We start from the raw sequence: 17,900 nt of genomic DNA on the forward strand, positions 1-17,900 counted from the left end.
TGGCTATGCGTCATTTTGAATCCGGCCCGGCACACCGACGACGACGGCGTTGCCGCGCCGGGTCGGCCATCGCTTCAAAAACGACCACGTGATTCGTCTAGTAAACACACGCGCATGCGCGTGAGGACGCTGCATGCTCGTTCGCAGCGCCGCGCGACTGGACTTTCCTGGGGATCCGTCCCGATGACCAGCCCCGACGACAAGACGGTAATCGTGTCGCAGCCAACCGAGCCCGACAACCGGTCCGGCCCGGTCGACACGGCGGGCGCGGATAGCGGCAATAGTGCGGACAGCACGGACAGCGCAACCATCATTCCGTCCACGGCCACGGGCGGCAATTCGCATCACGCGCTGCCCGTCGGCACGCGGGTCTCGGAGTTCGAAATCAAGGGATTGATCGGCGAAGGCGGCTTCGGCATCGTCTACCTTGCTTACGACACGCAACTGGGCCGCAACGTCGCGCTCAAGGAATACATGCCGTCCGCGCTCGCTTCACGCGGCAGCCGCGCCGAAGTCTCCGTACGCTCCGAGCGCCACGAAGAAACCTTCCGCGCCGGCCTGAAGAGCTTCGTCAACGAAGCACGCCTGCTCGCACAGTTCGATCATCATTCGCTCGTGAAGGTGTATCGCTTCTGGGAAGCGAATCACACCGCCTATATGGTGATGCCGTACTACGAAGGCGTGACGTTGCGCGACGCGCTGCGTGCGAAAGATACGCCGCCCGACGAAGCCTGGCTGCGCGCACTGCTGACGTCGCTCATCAGCGCACTCGACGTGATGCACCGCGCGCGCTGCTACCACCGCGACATTGCGCCGGACAACATCCTGTTGCTGCAGGACAGCGGGCGTCCGTTGCTGCTTGACTTCGGCGCAGCGCGGCGCGTGATCGGCGACATGACGCAGGCATTGACCGTGATCCTGAAGCCTGGCTATGCGCCGATCGAACAGTACGCGGAAGTCGACTCGTTGAAGCAGGGGCCGTGGACCGATATCTATGCGCTCGCCGCTGTCGTCTATTACGCGATCGTCGGCAAGACGCCGCCGCCTTCGGTCAGCCGGATGATGAACGACAGCTACGTGCCGCTCGCGACGCAGGCTGCCGGCCGCTATTCACCCGCCTTCCTGCAGGCAATCGATCACGCGCTCGCGGTGCGCCCCGAAGAGCGGCCGCAAGACGTCCATACGCTCGCGGCAGAGTTGGGCCTGGCCTTGAGCCGTCAGGACGGCGCGCATGACGAGGCCGTCGCGTTGGCGTCGTTGCGTGCCGCGGCGCCTCCCACGGGCGCGGGTATGTCGGGATCGGAGACGGGCACGGGCGGCGAGCGTCGCCCTGCCTCCCCAGCGCGCACCAACCCGGCCGCATCCACGCCTGGAACAGCGTCTGCCGATGCCGCCAGCGTGTCGCGCCCGACGAGCCGGCGAACCACCGGGCTCGTGGTCGGCGCGGTCGCTGTCGTCGTCCTGGCGGTGTTCGGCGGCTGGTTCGCGATGCGGCCGTCAACGACAAAGGCGCCGCCTGTCGCCACCGGCGTCACTGCCGGCAACCATCAGGCCGTGCCCGGCGTGGAGCACGCGCAGACCGCTCCCCCGCCCGCTGCCGCGTCCACTCTGACGGCGGCAAGCACGCCTGCAAGCGCAGCATCGGGCATGGCCGCCAACACTGCCGCCACTGCGAGCGCCAATCCGTCCGCGAACACGAGCGCGAACGCGGCGCCAAACTCCGCGCAACCCGCCACAGCTGCACTGACGGCTTACACGCCCGGCGGCGAACTCGACCGGATCGTCGGCCTCGCCGATCCGTCGATCCGCGTCACCGCCACGTCGCGCAACACCACCGCGCGCATCAACAAGGATCATCTTCAGTTCAGGGTTGGCTGCAACAAGGCCGGCTATGTGTACGTCTTCATGGTCGACCCCGCCGGGCAATATCTGTTGCTGTTTCCGAACGGGCTCGACAAGAACAATTCGATTGCCGCAGGCCAGACGCTTTCGTTGCCGCGCGCCAGCTGGCCGATGATGGCGGGCGCGCCAGCTGGTCCGAACCACTTTCTGGTGATGATCTCATCCGCGCCGCGCGACTTTTCGGACGGCGGACTGCGCGGCGAATCGGTGTTCGCGGATTTCCCCGAAGATGCGCAGCGCGCCGCCGCAGCCCGCCGCACCGCAAGTTATTCCCCATTCGCGGGCAAGCCGCGTTGTGCAGCGAGCGCGACCCAATGTCCAGACTCGTTCGGCGCGGCAACGTTCACCATCGACGTCATCGGTTCGTCGACGTAGCAGAAGGACAAGGTCGGTGCATCGACGGCCAGGAGGCGGCATGCACAACGTATTCTGGAAGCTCGGCCTGATTGCGACCCTCGCCGGTTGCGCAAGCAGCCAGCCTGCGTCGACGACGATCCTGGGACCGGTAAGCGGACAGGCGGCGCAGGCGTCAGCCCAACCGGCGTCGCCGGCGTCGGCGCCGATGCTCGCACCCGCCACGCAGACGCCATCTGTCCGGACCGAAACGGCCCCCGTGGCACCCGTGACGGCAGCCGCTGTCATGCCCACACCCGCACCCGCGAGCACATCAGCCATACCCGCCGCCTCGACGGCGCACGCGGCCAATACGAGCAGCAGTGTTGCCTTCGCCACCCGTCACGCGTACTACGCCCCCGCCCGCTTCGACGATCTGCCTGGCTGGAACGCCGACGACCTCAGTGGCTCGTGGGACGCGTTCAAACGCAGTTGTTCGGTACTCGGTTCGCGTACGGGCTGGTCGGACCCGTGTGCGGCGTCGCGCTCCGTCAATGCGAACGACGCCGCCGCCATGCGTCGATTCTTCGAAACGTATTTCAACGCTTACCAGATCCGGAATACGGACAAGAGCGACGACGGCACGATGACCGGCTACTACGAGCCGCTGCTCAACGGCAGCCGGCAATACGGCGGCGCCTTTCTCTACCCCGTCTACGGCACACCCGACGACATCTTGTACCTCGATGCCCGACGCCTGCCGGACAGTGCGCGCGCTTCGACGAGTGCCGCGCGCATCGAAGGCCGCGCGGTCATTCCCGTTACCGATGCGACGCCGGGCAATACAAAGGGCATCTATGCGCTCGACCTGCGCGACAGCGTTCCGGACATACGGGACAAGAAGATCCGTCTGCGGCTCGATCATGAGCGCATCGTGCCGTACTACACGCGCGCGGAGATCGAGCGCGGCGCGCTCAAGGCACCTATTCTCGCGTACGTCGACGACCCCGTGATGCTGTACTCGATGCAGGTGCAAGGCGCGGGCAAGGTGCGCATGGGTGATGGCACGGTGCGCCGCTTCGCTTATGCGGAGCAGAATGGCAGGCCCTTCCTGCCACCCGTCGCGCGGGCGGGCGGCAGCGGGAAACGGATCACCGTACGCGGCGTGGATGTCGAGATCGAAGTCGAGGATGAGTCGTCGACGGGCGGCACAGGTAACGCAAGCTCACAGACATCGGGCGATGCCGTTGGCGGCGTTCCCCTCTCCCGCACGCAGGACGACGACGAACCGGTGTCGCCGCTGCTGCGTGGTTTCACACTGGCTGCGGCGACACCGCAAAGCGGCGGATCGGTGACACCCGCCGGACGCCCTGCGGGCGGCGCCAACATCGCAGCCTCTACGTCCGCGGCAAAGACGGGCAACGTCGACGCGGGAACAGCAGGCACGACGGCGAACAGCACGCCCGGCAAGCGCGTGTTTGCCATATCGGACCCCAGCTATGTGTTCTTCAGGCTGATCCCTGATTCGCCGAATGGTCCCGTCGGCGCGCTGGGCGTGCCGTTGTCGGCGGGCCGCTCGGTCGCCGTCGATCCGCGTACGACACCCCTCGGCGCGCCGGTGTTCGTCTCGACACGCGACGACCCGCAGGCACCTGGCGCAATCGACAGGCTGATGATGGCGCAGGACTCCGGCGGCGCCATTCAGGGCGCGGTCAGGGCTGACTATTTCTACGGCTTCGGACAGAGCGCACAGGCGCAGGCGAGCCGAACGAAGGAACGCATGCGCATGTGGGTGCTGTTGCCGAAAGGACTCCCCATCCCGGCACGGGATGCGACGCTGAAAACGCGAGGCGGCGGCGCACCCGCACCGAGTGCGGATTGCGTCGTCAGCGATCCGCAGTTATGCGTCGACGACACGCCATGAGTTGCTCGCGCATTTCGCATCCTGCGACGCTTAGCGCGAATGACCCGTACGAAGAATGCAAAGTCTCGCCGAAAAAAAACGCCAACCTGTTTGGGTTGGCGTTTGCCTTGGAGATTTGCCGATCTCAGAACTGGTTCATGGTGTTGTCTTTACCCGCCGCTTTCAGAGCCGCGTCACCACTGAAATACTCCTTGTGGTCATCGCCGATATCCGAGCCGGACATGTTCTGGTGCTTGACGCACGCGATGCCCTGACGGATTTCCTTGCGCTGCACGCCAGCCACATAACCCAGCATGCCCTGGTCGCCGAAGTATTCCTTGGCCAGGTTGTCGGTCGACAACGCGGCCGTGTGGTAGGTCGGCAGCGTGATCAGGTGGTGGAAGATACCTGCTTCGCGTGACGAGTCGGCCTGGAAGGTCCGGATCTTTTCGTCGGCGACCTGTGCCAGTTCGGTCTGGTCGTACTCCACGCTCATCAGTTGAGCGCGGTCATATGCCGACACATCCTTGCCTGCGGCCTTCATTGCGTCATACGCCTGCTGGCGGAAATTCAGCGTCCAGTTGAACGACGGGCTGTTGTTGTACACCAGCTTGGCGTTCGGGATGACTTTGCGAATCTCGTTGACCATGCCTGCGATCTGGGCGATATGCGGCTTTTCGGTTTCGATCCACAGGAGGTCGGCACCGTTTTGCAGTGCGGTGACGCAATCCAGTACGCAGCGCGCTTCGCCCGTGCCGGCACGGAACTGGAACAGGTTGCTCGGCAGACGCTTGGGACGCAGCAGCTTGCCGTCGCGCTTGATGATGACATCCCCATTGCCCAGTTCGTCAGTCGACAACTCGTCGCAATCGAGGAAGGAGTTGTATTGGTCGCCCAGGTCGCCCGGCGCATGGGTCACGGCGATCTGCTTGGTCAGGCCGGCACCCAGCGAGTCGGTACGGCACACGATGATGCCGTCGTCCACGCCCAGTTCCAGGAACGCATAGCGAATAGCACGCACTTTGGCGAGGAAGTCCTCGTGCGGCACGGTGACCTTGCCATCCTGGTGGCCGCACTGCTTCTCGTCGGACACCTGGTTTTCGATCTGGATGCAGCATGCGCCCGCTTCGATGAACTGCTTGGCCAGCAGGTACGTTGCTTCCGCGTTGCCGAAACCCGCGTCGATGTCGGCGATGATAGGCACGACGTGGGTGACGTGATTGTCGATTTTTTCCTGAATCGCGGCCTTGGCGGAGCCAACGGCCGCGTCCAGCTGACGGAACAGGCCGCCCAGTTCACGCGCGTCGGCCTGGCGCAGGAAGGTGTACAGCTCGCGGATCAGCGCGCTGACGGAGGTCTTTTCGTGCATCGACTGGTCGGGCAGCGGGCCGAACTCGGAGCGCAGCGCGGCCACCATCCAGCCGGACAGGTAAAGGTAGCGGCGATCGGTGCTGTTGAAGTGCTTCTTGATGGAGATCATCTTCTGCTGGCCGATGAAGCCATGCCAGCAGCCCAGCGACTGCGTGTATTGGGACGGATCGGCGTCGTAAGCGGCCATGTCGGCACGCATGATCTTCGCGGTGTACTTCGCGATGTCCAGACCTGTCTTGAACCTGTTCTGGGCACGCATACGGGCGGCATACTCGGGGTTGATGGCGTTCCACGCGCTGCCGTGGTTCTCTTTCAAACCGGCAACTGCCTTGATGTCGTCTTGATACTGGGCCATGGTGTTTCTCCTAAGAGCAAAGCGCGTTTGAGTAAATGGTTTCAGCGTGCCGCTGCGTACGTCGAAGCGAACTGCATGACTCAATGATAGTGCCGTTTGCCGTAACTCTTATATAAGACATAAGACGTAATTTTCCTTTACTTTTCAATGAGCTACATGCTGATTTTCGCCATGCAAAACAGGTTTTCAAGCGGCGAAAGGATGATGCGGACGAAAACCGGAGCGGATTCCGCAATACGAAATGCGCTTTCGCTGGAGGCAAACGGGCGTAGGAACGATCGGCGGTGGGATGGCTTTTGTGGATGACTGTTTTCGTGCTGCGAGAACTTTCGGACCCATCGCCGCCCGTCGCGCGGTTGGATAATCGAGGGCCGCTGACCGAGTGGTCCGTTCGAGCACCGCGTGTGGAAAGCCTCAGCGCGCGCCGCAATCACGACAACCCCTGCCCGGGGCTCACCCGAACGCACGGCGTATCCGGAAGTGATTTCGATTGATAACCGTGAAGCATCAATCGTTCGGAAAATTGCACTTATCGTTTTGGTCGCCACGATCCAACATGTCTCCAATCACAAAGAGCGGCTGGCCGCATATTTCGGAATTTCAGGAGACACGTCGATGCATCCCTCGCCCTCGACCCTTTCACCGGGACGTTCAAAGGCCGCAGCGGTTTTCCGGGTAACGGCCGGAAACTTTCTGGAGCAGTTCGATTTTTTTCTGTTCGGCTTCTACGCCACACAGATCGCCAACGTCTTTTTTCCCGCCGGGAGCGAATTTGCATCGCTGATGATGACTTTCGCCGTGTTTGGCGCGGGTTTTCTCATGCGCCCGCTGGGCGCGATATTGCTCGGGGCATACATCGACGATGTAGGCCGTCGCAAGGGTCTCATCGTCACGCTTTCGATCATGGCGAGCGGCACCATCCTGATCGCCTTCGTGCCGGGATACGCGACCATCGGCCTTCTGGCGCCAGTACTGGTGCTCGTCGGCCGGCTGCTGCAGGGCTTCTCGGCGGGCGCGGAACTGGGTGGCGTGTCGGTTTATCTCGCCGAAATGGCTACGCCCGGCCGCAAAGGCTTCTTTACGAGCTGGCAGTCCGCGAGCCAGCAGGTAGCGATCGTCGTCGCTGCCGCTCTCGGTTTTGCGTTGAACCAGTCGCTGAACGCCACGGCCATTGCGAACTGGGGATGGCGAGTCCCCTTCTTCGTCGGCTGCATGATCGTGCCGTTCATCTTCATGCTGCGGCGAAATCTTGAGGAAACGCAGGAATTCAAGGCGCGCCAGCATCGCCCGAACATGAACGAAGTGTTCCGCACACTGGTGCAGAACTGGGGCGTCGTGATCGCCGGCATGATGCTGGTCGCAATGACCACCGCCAGCTTCTATCTCATCACGGTCTACGCGCCGACCTTCGGCAAGACGGTCTTGCATCTGAGCACTGCGGACAGTTTGCTCGTCACGCTGTGCGTCGCGGTGTCGAACTTCGTCTGGCTGCCGATCGGCGGGGCGCTCTCCGACAAGATCGGCCGTCGGCCGCTTCTCGTCGGCATGACGATACTCGCCATCGCAACCGCCTACCCGGCGCTGTCGTTGCTCGCTCATGCACCGAGCTTCCTGAATATGTTGCTCGCGCTTCTGTGGCTCTCGTTCATGTACGGCATCTATAACGGCGCGATGGTTGTCGCGCTCACGGAAGTGATGCCGGTTGAGGTACGCGTCGCGGGCTTTTCGCTCGCCTACAGCCTGGCAACGGCAGTGTTCGGAGGATTCACGCCAGCGATTTCGACGGCGCTGATCCACATGACGGGCGACAAGGCCGCACCTGGCTACTGGATGAGCTTCGCCGCAGCATGCGCGCTTCTGGCGACGTTCGCACTCTATCGCAGGCGAGCAGCAACGCTGACACCAGCGCACTAACGGGCATGTCATCGCACGAGCGTCTATCCCCCGCTATCTGGCACGACTCCAATCATGAAAAATCCGCTTCTGAAACTATGCGCGACAGCGCTCCTGGCAACCTCGGCCGCTGCCGCCAACGTGCAGGCCGCCGACCTGCACGTCATGAGCTCTGGCGGCTTCACCGCGGCGTACAAGGTGCTCGGCCCCAGGTTTGCGTCTGAGACGGGCAACACGCTCGACACCGCGCTAGGTCCGTCGATGGGCAAATCGCCTGAAGCGATCCCCAACAGGCTCGCGCGCGGCGAACCTGCGGACGCCGTCATCATGGTCGGCTATGCGCTTGACGAGCTGATCAAGGAAGGCAAGGTGATCCCCGGATCCCGCGTCGAGCTGGCCGACTCGCGAATCGGCATGGTCGTGCGCGAAGGCGCGGCGAAACCCGATATCAGCTCGGCGGACGGACTCCGGCAGACACTGCTGCATGCGAAGTCGATCGCATACTCCGACAGCGCGAGCGGTGTCTACATCGAGCGTGAGTTGTTCCGGAAGCTCGGCATCGAGGATCAGGTCAAGTCGAAAGCGAAGATGATCCCGCGGATTCCAGTGGCCTCCGTGGTGGCGAACGGCGACTACGAAATCGGCTTCCAGCAGGTGAGCGAATTGTTGCCCGTCAAGGGCGCGACCTTCGCCGGCAAGATTCCCGAGTCATTGCAATCGGTGACGCGCTTCGCCGCCGGTATTCCTGTGAGTGCACAGCATCCGAAGGAAGCGAAAGCGCTACTCGACTATCTCGCGTCGCCAGGCGTGCAGGATGACGTAAAGTCGACAGGGCTCGATAGCGTCTCCACTCACTGAAAACAGCCTCAGGCCGCCTTCATGTCAACTCCCCGGAGCATTCCGCGCGGGCTTCTCCACACCTTTCGCGTCGCCGTGCGCTGTTGCCCCGAGCACCCGCGCGAGACGCGTACGATCGCAGGCACCTTCCCACATCGAAACGAAGATCACTGCGCAGGCGTTGCTGATCACGCTCGTCAGGGCGCGTGCCTCGGACATGAAGCGGTCGATGCCCACTAGCAGCGCCACCCCGGCGACGGGCAGATCGGGAATCACCGTCAGCGTCGCGACGAGCGCGACGAGCCCGCTGCCCGACACGCCGGCCGCGCCCTTCGACGTGAGCAGCATGACTGCGAGCATCGTGACGATCTGCGGCGCGGAAAGCGGCACGTCGCATGCCTGCGCAATGAACATCGACGCGAGCGTCAGATAGATCGCCGTCCCATCGAGATTGAACGAATAGCCTGCGGGCAACACGAGCCCCACGACTCCCTTGTCGCAGCCGAGCGCCTCCAGCTTTGCGATCAGACGCGGCAGCACCGGCTCCGTCGACGACGTCGCCAGAACGATCAGCAACTCCTCGCGCATATAGCGCAAGAGCCGCCAAAGCGCGAAACCGTGCAGGCGCGCAAGCGGAGCGAGAATGAGCGCTATGAACAGCACGCATGCCACGTAGAAGGACACCATCAACATGCCGAGCGAGCCGACCGAGCGAATCCCGAAGCGGCCCACCGTGAAAGCCATCGCACCGAATGCGCCGAGCGGGGCAAGTCGCATGATCATCGCGAGGATGCGGAACAGGGTCTGAGCGATGCCGTCGATGAACGCCAGCACCGGCCTGCCCGACTCAGGATAATAATTTAGCGAAAAACCGAAGAGCAGCGAGAGCAGCAGCACCGGCAGCACCTCGCCCTTGTCGAAGGCACCGGACATCGTCTCGGGGATAAGGCTCATCGCGAACGCGACAATGCCGGGCGGATGCGGGTCCTTCACATATTGCGCGAGGATACTCACGTCCAGGTGGCTAGCGTCGATATGCATGCCCGCACCGGGCCGCAACACGAAGGCCGTGATGAGTCCGAGCGCGAGCGCCGCGCCTGTCAGGAAATAAAAGAGCGCCAGCGCCTGAAAAATCGTGCGGCCGATCGCCTTTCCGCTCGCAAGCGACGTGATCCCCGAGACGATCGTGCAGAAGACGATCGGCGCAATCATCATCCGCACGAGACGAATGAACCCGTCGCTCAAGGGCTTGAGCAGCGGGCCGGCTTGCGGCAAGAAGTGACCGAGCGCCACACCGCACACCATGGCCAGCACAACCTGCACATAGAGCAGGCGAAGCGGTCTTGCCAACTTCACGACGCGGCCTTCCTGGCCGGCCGCCTTTTCACGGAAGCATCATTGCCGGATGTGTCGCTGCTTGCGACGCCGCCGTGCCTCATCTCGACAATCGTTTTGTGGAACTCCTGAGCGGCCGGTGTCAGCGGACGCCCGCGGCGCCTCAAGATTCCGACGCGCCGCTTCACCACCGGTTCGACGAGCGGTACGCTCGTGAGGATGGGATGATTGTGTCCCGGCATGGCCATCGACGGCACTGCGGCGACGCCGAGCCCCGCTTCGATCAGACCGAGCATGGTTGTGACGTGACGCGTCTCGCAGATGCTTGGCGAACGCGGCGCCACGGCCGACAGCGCCTGATCGAGCAGCAACCGGTTGCCGGAGGTCTTGTCCACCGAAACGTATTCGTGCTCGTAAAGCTCGTTCCAGGTCACGCGTTTCTTGCGCGCGAGCGGGTGGTCGCGGCGGCAAGCGGCAACGAAGCGCTCCTGCAGCAGCATTTTGAACTCGACCTCGGGTTCCTGGCTGCCCATAAAGCTCACGCCAAAATCAGCCTCTCCGCTGATGACGGCGGCAAGGACCTCATTCGCGCTCGAATCCAGAATCTTGACCCTGATGCGCGGAAAGCGGCGATGATAGCTCGCGACGGCGCCTGGCAAGAAATAGTAGGCCACCGAAGGTACGCAGGCGATGGTCACATGACCCAATCTGCTCGAGGAAACATCTCGTATGCCGAGCAACGCGACGTCGAGATCATCGAGCAACTGTTCGGCGCTCGGCGCGAATACGCGACCGACAGTGGTGAGCGTGACGCTGCGCGTGGTGCGCTCGAAGAGACGTACGCCGAGTGCTTCCTCGAGCTTGTCGATCCGGCGGCTCAAGGCCGGTTGCGAAATGCTCACTGCCTCGGCGGCCTTGCGGAAGCTTCCAAGTTCCACCACTGCTCTAAACGCCTGCAAGTCGTTCAGGTCGAAGTTGACACCCACGAGCCATTCTCCGCATTTTAGATGCGGTATTTTGCACGATCCTGTTCAGCGCGCCCATCAAGGACTACACGCGTTTGCAGGCAGCGGCGCACGATGAGCGAATTTCACGAGTCAGAGTTTTACCTGCGAAGGGTACGGGGAGCAAAACTCAGACTCCGTGTGAACTTACGCCGTGCTGCCTGTAACCGCGACACCATCTGCCGCATAAACGCCCTTCCCTTCGGGCAGAACAAAGATCGGATTGATCTCGGCTTCGCGCAAGCGGGGGCCTAGCTGAACCGCCATCCGCGCGAACGCGACAACCGCCGACACAAGCGCCTCGACGTCGGCACGCGGTCTGCCTCTGAAACCATTCAGCAGCGGGTACGTCTTGAGTTCGCGAATCATGGCGAGCGCGTCGTCGCGTGACAAGCCCGTTTGCGGACACAACAGACGCATCGACGTGTCCTCGATCAGTTCCGCTGTGACGCCGCCCATCCCGAGCAGAATCGCCGTACCGAGTGGATCACGATGAAGCCCGAGTATGACTTCGATACCGCCCGTCACCATCTCCTGTACGAGAAAGGCTTCGGCCTTCGTGCCCGTTGCCGTCTCGACATCGTCGCGCATCCGGTTCAGGCGCGCGCCAATCGCATCCGCCGACACGCCGACGGCCACCCCGCCCACATCGCTCTTGTGCGTGATGGTGGCCGAGAGCAACTTCAGGACAACCGGCCCGCCAAGCGTTCGCGCTGCGGCTTCCGCATCCTTTGCGTTGACGACCCGTATTTCGCGGACCGAGGGCACGCCGAACTTCGCAAAGAGCGCTTTGGCTTCGGCCTCGTCGAGCGAACGTTGCGGGAGCTCATCGGAATCGAAACTGATGTGCTCCGGCTGAATTTGCACGCACGCGCCGCGTCGCATGTTCTCTTCGTGCTGCCACAACGCCGTCAACGCGCTCGTCGCGCTTTCCGGACTGGTGAACGCGGGCACACCTTCCCTGTTCAACAAGCGTGTGATTCCCGGCGCGTGCGGACTGACGTACGCAATGACGGGCTTGTTCGTTCCCGGCATTGAATCGCGGATTGCGCCCGCCATCAGATCCGGCATCGCGAGACCAGACGAACCGACGATGACCGCCACTGCGTCATAGCCACTGCTATCCAGCAGTGTGCGAATCGCGCCGCGCAACAACTCCGGCTGCAAACCCGCCAGCGTAACGTCGATCGGATTGCGATCGAGCACCGCATGATCGCCCGTTTGCAACGCGCGCAGGTTGGCTGCTGTCGCTTCATCCGGCGCGGGTGTTTCGAATCCGGCGACGCCCAGGCTGTCCGCCACGAGCGTCCCCGCGCCGCCCGTCGAGGTGAGAATCGCGACGCGCTTGCCGGCAAGTTTGCGACGGGTCGCGAGCGTGTTCGGAACGTCGAGCAGATCGGAGAATGTCGCAGCACGTATCACGCCCGTCTGCTGGAACAGCGCGTCGTACATCCGGTCGGAACCCGCGAGCGCACCGGTGTGCGAGACGGCCGAGCGCGCGCCCGATTCCGAGCGTCCGATCTTGAACACGACGACCGGCTTGCCCGCAGCCCGTGCGTGAAGCGCAGCCGCACGGAACCGTTCGGGATCGCGCAATCCTTCCATATACAGCGCGATTACCGATGTCGCTTCGTCTTCGATCAGATAGTCGACGAAGTCGGCCATGTCCAGATCGGCTTCATTGCTGGTGGACACGAGCTTCGACAGACCGATGCCCGCCGCCGCCGCGCGCGACAGCAACGCGCCGAGGATGCCGCCGCTTTGCGACACGACGCCGAGGCCGCCGACCGTGAACGAATCCGTTTCGAGCGCGCCGCTCGCGGACAACGTGATTCCGTCAGTGAGATTCACGAGGCCGATCGTGTTCGGCCCGAGCAGGCGCATCGGGCCGGCGGCTTCGATCAGTTGCGCCTGTCGCCGTGCGCCTTCGTCGCCCGTCTCCGCATAGCCGCTTGCAAGAACGATCGCCGCGCTCGTGCCCCGGTCGGACAGCTCCTTCACGGCGAGATGCGCGCGCCCGGCGCCGAGCAGCACGATGCCGACATCGGGTGCTTCGGGAAGTGCGGCCACATCGGGATAGCAGGTCAATCCGTCGATGGTTTCGTAGCGCGGGTTGATGGGATAGACAGCGCCGTCGAAGCCATGCTTTTTCAGGTAGGCAACAGGACGCCCGGACGTTTTCGACACATCCGCGGACGCACCAATCACAGCCACGCTTTTCGGGCGCATCAATCGGGAAATGGCGTTCATGCTGGGCTCCGTACTCAACGTGTCTTCGACAAAAAAGCATGCACCGCTTCGCGATGCTCGCGGCTGGTGTAGCACACCGCCTGCGCCTGGCTGCCCTGCGCGAACACCTGCTGCGCCGACAGTTCATAGCTCTGGTTCAGAATCGACTTGCCGAGCGCCAGCGCGGTCGCGGAGCCTTCGCCAAGTTCGGCCGCCCATGCGCGGGCTTCATCGAGCAATGCATCCGGTGCGCACACGCGGTCCGCAATGCCGATTGCGAGCGCTTCCTTCGCTTCCACTTTGCGGCCGCTGAAGATGAGATCCTTGGCGCGCGCAAGGCCGACCCGTCGGGGCAAAAAGTAGAGGCCGCCACCATCGGGTATCAGGCCCCGGCGTATGTAGCTCCACGCGAAGCTCGCTTCATCCGACGCGAGTATGAAGTCGCACGACAAGGCCATGTCCGCGCCGAGTCCCGCCGCCGCCCCGTTGACGGCAGCGATGGTCGGCTTCGGCATCGAATACAGCAGGTCCACCGTATGATGGACGCGTTGCTGGCGTGTCCATCCGTTGAAAGCGACCTCGCCCGCCGGTGCTTCCATGCGCTGCGCCATCCCGCTCACGTCGCCGCCGGCGCAAAAGCCCTTGCCGTTGCCTGTGAGAATGACGGCGCGCACCAGCTTGTCGCGCTGCACGGTTTCCAGCGCGTCGATCAGTTCGGTACGCATGGCGTCGGTCATTGCGTTGCGCTTGTCGGGGCGATTCAGTGTGATAACAGCGACGCCGGATTCCACGGCGAGTTGAACAGTTGCGGATGTATTCATCTATGTCTCGGTTGCGCGGTGTGAATGTCGTGCAATGGAGCATAGTCCCGGCATCGACGTGCCGCATCTGCTTCGTTCCATCCATCGGAACAGTGCTGATTCAATGAGCCTGACCTTCACCGTTCCGCTGTATGAAACGACGGACTTGTCACACTCGTATTGCGACCGATAATGAAGCCCAACGCACAGCACTTGGGGCGCGCCGGGTGCGCAGTGCACAACCCATAACGAGTGGAGACATCATGCACACAGCGCACACGGCGCCACTGGATTCCGTATCTGACCGGCCCCGCGCCGAAGCTGTCTACCGCAAGGTCACTGTCCGGCTTCTGCCATTCCTCTTCATCTGCTACGTGTTCGCGTATATGGACCGCGCGAACATCGGCTTCGCGCATCTGCAGTTTTCACGCGATGTCGGGCTGTCGGATGCGTCGTTCGGGCTCGGTGTCGGCCTGTTCTATGTCGGCTACATGCTGTTCGAGGTGCCGAGCAATCTCTGGCTCGAACGCGTCGGCGTGAGGAAGACGCTGATGCGCATCATGGCGCTGTGGGGTCTCGTCTCCGCCGCAACGGCGTTCGTGCAGACGCCGACGCAGTTCTATATCGCGCGCATCTTGCTCGGCGCCGCCGAAGCGGGCTTCTTTCCCGGCGTGATCCTTTACTTCACGTACTGGTTTCCAGCGGCGCGACGCGCGCGAGTGACGGCGATCTTCATGACGGCCATCTGCGTGTCGGGGATCATCAGCGGCCCGGTTTCGGGGCTGATCCTGAACACGCTTTCGGGTTTCATGAACGTCAAAGGGTGGCAGTGGCTTTTTATTCTGGAAGGACTGCCCTCCGTGGTCGCGGGCCTGTTCGCGTATATCTATCTGACGGACCGCCCGGAGCAGGCAACGTGGCTTTCAGCCGATGAGAAGGACTTGCTGCTCGGCGAACTGCGTCACGACGCGCAGGCAAAAGCCGCGCGAGCGCATGCGTCGATCTGGGTCGCGTTGAAGGAACCGAAGTTCTACTTCCTGACCTTCGCGTACTTCAGCGTGCCGTGGGCGAGCATCGTCGTGCATATCTGGGCGCCCAGCGTGATCCAGAAGAGCGGCGTCACGAACTATTGGCATATCGGCCTGCTGTCTGCGATTCCCTACGTTGCCGGCGCGGCTGCGATGTATCTGCTTGGCAGGAACTCCGACCGGATGCTGGAGCGTCGCTGGCACTTCATGGCAAGTTCTGTGATGGCGGCGCTGGGCGTCGTGTTGCTGCCCGCCTTCGCCAGCCATCCAGCTGCACTGGTCGTGCTGCTTTGCATCGCGACGGCCGGCTATCTGGGCATGTTGTCGCTGTTCTGGACCATTCCGCCGGCCTATCTGTCCAGTACGGTGGCAGCCAGCGGCATTGGACTCATCAGCAGTCTCGGTCAGTTCGGCGGCATTTCCGCACCGACCGTCATCGGTTTCGCATCCACGCATTTCGGCAGCAGCGCGCCCGGCCTGTACGCAGTCGCGATCGTGTCGATTCTTGGAGGACTTGCTGTCGTGCTCGGCATTCCGGCTCGCGCCATCAGCGAGAAATAGCAGACACTTGCGCTATCCCTCGATATGCATCGTCGCGGCAACGATCTCGTCGCGCAGGCGAAGCAGGGACGGCGCAAGTGAATCCACGACCGATTCTAACGAGTCCACCGTACGCAGACTGAAATTGAGCACCGTGAGCTTATGTCCCGGTATGGCGAGCGGTGTCGCCAGCGCAATCACCTCGGGCTGCCACGTGGCAACGCAATATCCGCACTGATGCACGGCCCGCACGGCATCGGCGATCTCTTGCTCCAGCGCGGCCCACCCCGCCCGCTTGCGAGCCCTGAAACGCCCGATCATCGACATGAAGTCCGCCGGCGATTGCATCGCGAGCCACGCCCGTCCCAACGAAGTCAGCTCCATCGGCACCCGTTGACCGGAAACGACGGTACGCAGCGACGCGCGCGAACTGTAGCGGACCGACTCCAGATACACCATGTCTTCACCATCGGCACCGGCGATCCCGACATTGATCCGCAGGCGTTGGGCGGTGTCGCGCATCATCGGTGCGGCCGCCTGCAATAACGTGGAGCCGCTTCGCATGGCCTGCGCGACGCCGAGCACAGGAATGCCTAGCCGGTAAGCGCGGCGCGTCGCATCGTGCTCCAGAAAACCAGCCTCGACCAGCGTGGTCGCGAGCCGGCTCACTGTCGCCTTCGGCAAACCCGTACGTTCGACGAGATCGCCGTTGGTCAGCAAGGCGGCGCCCGGACCGAATGCACGCAGAATCTCTATGCCACGCTCTAGCGAACGGTTCAACGAGCTTGATGAGTCGCGTCGTGGCGAAATGATGTGAGAAGAAGATGACGGCATCCTGAATCAGTCGAGAATGGATCGCGGCGACATTGGAATTATTGCGTCGCAGCCAATTGTTCACGTTATCAGAGGTGAGAACAGACGGAAACACCCTCCTTCAATCGCAGCGCCCGTGACACCGAAGCAGCGGGATGCCACGAGGGACGGCTTCGACAGCGATGCCCTGGCGCATTCGTGCCTCAAGAGCGCGACCAACCGGCCCTATTCGAACCGACGATGCCGTTCGGAATGGGTCATTGTGCTGCGTGCAGGCTACTCGCACGTAAAATCACCAGACGTCGAATCCGACAGCCAGTTTTTCACATATGAGCAATGGCTTGGAGTCCACCATGCGCTTCCAGATCAGGATCACCGTTTCGGACGAACGGGCCGGCGCGCTGCGCGACGATCCCGTTGCTCAATCGTGTGCACCGCTACACGACGTACTGAGCCCGCACCGCGCCGCGCTGATCTGTCAATACGACGCGTTCGCCGGGTACGTGAAGGAAGCGGAGCAGATGGGAACCGACGCGTACCCGCTTTACGAATGGACGCGGCAGATCATCGAAAACCCCGAGAAGAAAGCGAAATACCTGCGTTCGTTCACGGTCTATGTGGACGGCGAGCAGGTGTATGCGAAGGACACCGCCGATTCGCTCGAAGCGGCACTGAACTCGCTGGTGGCGCAGCATCCCGAAGCGGGCATTGAGCGCGTGTTCAGGTACGACACCAATCCCGCCAACAATCCGCAGCCGCCGCAGTCTTCGCGTCCGGACGGCGGCGAGCCAGGGTAGCGGGTCTGCGCGTCCGTCTTCCGAAGGACGCCGCAGATCATTCGCACTCAGACCAGCGCGATTTCCACATCGATATTGCCACGCGTCGCCTTCGAGTACGGGCACGTTTGATGAGCCGCATCGACGAGCTTCTGCGCGACGTCGTGGCTCACGCCCGGCAGGCTCACATTCAGACGCGCCTGCAGGAAGTAGCCACCCTCGCCCGTGCCGAGGTCCACTTCGGCATTCACGGCTGTATCGGCAGGCAGCGCGACTTTCAGCTCGCGCGCCGCGAGTCCCATTGCGCCGATGAAACAGGCCGACCAGCCGGCCGCGAACAGTTGCTCCGGGTTCGTGCCCTTGCCGTTCGAACCGGGCGACGACAGCAGGATGTCCAGACGTCCGTCCGAACTGCGCGCCGTGCCCTCGCGACCACCCGTGGTTTGTGTCTTGCCCGTGTACAGCACGTTGTCGATTCTTGCCATGATGTTCGTTCTCCTTGGCGCGTGAGTTAGTGATGCTTAAAGGTGGACACGTTGAACTGGCTCGAGATGGTGCGGGCACCCGACTGAGCCGCCTGATCGGCGACACCGCCCATGTCGTCGTTGAAGGCGGCGTTGCGGCCGGCATCGGCGACGGTCGCGCCAGGGCCTTGCTGCGACGCCGGCGCGCCTTGCAGCGGGTTGTAGTGCGGCGCAGGGCCGTAGCCGCTAGCAAATGCCGATGAGGAAGCTGCCACGCCAACCGCAAACCAGACTGCGACTTTGAAGAACTTGTTCAT

14 protein-coding genes are annotated in these 17,900 nt (G+C 62.8%); 6 read left to right on the top strand and 8 right to left on the bottom strand.

The genetic code is table 11. The features are described 5' to 3' along the window. The first annotated feature begins 183 nt into the window (after nucleotides 1–183). Together G3N95_RS03705 and G3N95_RS03710 are read left to right on the top strand one after the other, a co-directional pair. Nucleotides 184–2,277, top strand: coding sequence for a serine/threonine-protein kinase (locus G3N95_RS03705; RefSeq protein ID WP_205968579.1), 2,094 nt, complete (start codon nucleotides 184–186; stop codon nucleotides 2,275–2,277). A 40-nt stretch (nucleotides 2,278–2,317) separates the two neighbouring features. Further along, complete coding sequence (locus tag G3N95_RS03710; RefSeq protein WP_205968580.1) at nucleotides 2,318–4,159, top strand: MltA domain-containing protein; 1,842 nt, start codon at nucleotides 2,318–2,320, stop codon at nucleotides 4,157–4,159. A 124-nt stretch (nucleotides 4,160–4,283) separates the two neighbouring features. On the opposite strand, the gene G3N95_RS03715 is transcribed toward G3N95_RS03710, so the two are convergent. Further along, nucleotides 4,284–5,864: an isocitrate lyase gene (locus G3N95_RS03715; protein ID WP_205968581.1), complete on the bottom strand. Its 1,581-nt coding sequence runs from the start codon at nucleotides 5,862–5,864 to the stop codon at nucleotides 4,284–4,286. A 615-nt stretch (nucleotides 5,865–6,479) separates the two neighbouring features. On the opposite strand from G3N95_RS03715, the gene G3N95_RS03720 reads away from it, so the two are divergent. Both G3N95_RS03720 and G3N95_RS03725 read left to right on the top strand, forming a co-directional pair. Further along, a complete protein-coding gene (locus tag G3N95_RS03720; protein ID WP_205968582.1) occupies nucleotides 6,480–7,778 on the top strand; it encodes an MFS transporter in 1,299 nt (432 codons plus the stop codon). Between the two features lie 54 nt (nucleotides 7,779–7,832). Continuing rightward, nucleotides 7,833–8,615, top strand: a complete 783-nt coding sequence (locus G3N95_RS03725; protein ID WP_205968583.1) for a substrate-binding domain-containing protein — start codon at nucleotides 7,833–7,835, stop codon at nucleotides 8,613–8,615. 24 nt (nucleotides 8,616–8,639) lie between these two features. On the opposite strand, the gene dctA is transcribed toward G3N95_RS03725, so the two are convergent. From dctA to G3N95_RS03745, 4 genes are all read right to left on the bottom strand, one after another. Beyond that, nucleotides 8,640–9,950 (bottom strand): C4-dicarboxylate transporter DctA, encoded by a 1,311-nt coding sequence (gene dctA / locus G3N95_RS03730; RefSeq protein ID WP_205968584.1) that lies wholly within the window; start codon nucleotides 9,948–9,950, stop codon nucleotides 8,640–8,642. Further along, a complete protein-coding gene (locus G3N95_RS03735; RefSeq protein WP_205968585.1) occupies nucleotides 9,947–10,915 on the bottom strand; it encodes a LysR family transcriptional regulator in 969 nt (322 codons plus the stop codon). The genes dctA and G3N95_RS03735 overlap by 4 nt, the downstream gene beginning before the upstream one ends. A 165-nt stretch (nucleotides 10,916–11,080) precedes the next feature. Then, nucleotides 11,081–13,183 (bottom strand): acetate--CoA ligase family protein, encoded by a 2,103-nt coding sequence (locus G3N95_RS03740; protein ID WP_205968586.1) that lies wholly within the window; start codon nucleotides 13,181–13,183, stop codon nucleotides 11,081–11,083. Nucleotides 13,184–13,197: 14 nt separating this feature from the next. Beyond that, the gene (locus G3N95_RS03745; protein WP_205968587.1) at nucleotides 13,198–13,983 is read right to left on the bottom strand and encodes an enoyl-CoA hydratase/isomerase family protein; all 786 of its coding nucleotides are present in this window, start codon (nucleotides 13,981–13,983) and stop codon (nucleotides 13,198–13,200) included. A gap of 242 nt (nucleotides 13,984–14,225) precedes the next feature. On the opposite strand from G3N95_RS03745, the gene G3N95_RS03750 reads away from it, so the two are divergent. Further along, entirely contained in the window at nucleotides 14,226–15,551 is a 1,326-nt protein-coding gene (locus tag G3N95_RS03750; protein WP_205968588.1) for an MFS transporter, read from the top strand. A gap of 12 nt (nucleotides 15,552–15,563) precedes the next feature. Here the strand turns inward: G3N95_RS03750 and G3N95_RS03755 are convergent, their stop codons facing one another. Next, on the bottom strand, nucleotides 15,564–16,364 hold the full coding sequence (locus G3N95_RS03755; protein WP_205968589.1) for an IclR family transcriptional regulator: 801 nt from the start codon (nucleotides 16,362–16,364) through the stop codon (nucleotides 15,564–15,566). 320 nt (nucleotides 16,365–16,684) lie between these two features. On the opposite strand from G3N95_RS03755, the gene G3N95_RS03760 reads away from it, so the two are divergent. After that, on the top strand, nucleotides 16,685–17,140 hold the full coding sequence (locus G3N95_RS03760; protein ID WP_205968590.1) for a hypothetical protein: 456 nt from the start codon (nucleotides 16,685–16,687) through the stop codon (nucleotides 17,138–17,140). A 47-nt stretch (nucleotides 17,141–17,187) separates the two neighbouring features. Here the strand turns inward: G3N95_RS03760 and G3N95_RS03765 are convergent, their stop codons facing one another. Beyond that, nucleotides 17,188–17,604 (bottom strand): organic hydroperoxide resistance protein, encoded by a 417-nt coding sequence (locus G3N95_RS03765; protein WP_205968591.1) that lies wholly within the window; start codon nucleotides 17,602–17,604, stop codon nucleotides 17,188–17,190. 26 nt (nucleotides 17,605–17,630) lie between these two features. Further along, on the bottom strand, nucleotides 17,631–17,900 hold the full coding sequence (locus tag G3N95_RS03770; RefSeq protein WP_205968592.1) for a hypothetical protein: 270 nt from the start codon (nucleotides 17,898–17,900) through the stop codon (nucleotides 17,631–17,633).

This window comes from Paraburkholderia sp. Tr-20389 (assembly GCF_017104565.1).
In the GTDB taxonomy this organism is placed as follows: Bacteria; Pseudomonadota; Gammaproteobacteria; order Burkholderiales; family Burkholderiaceae; genus Paraburkholderia.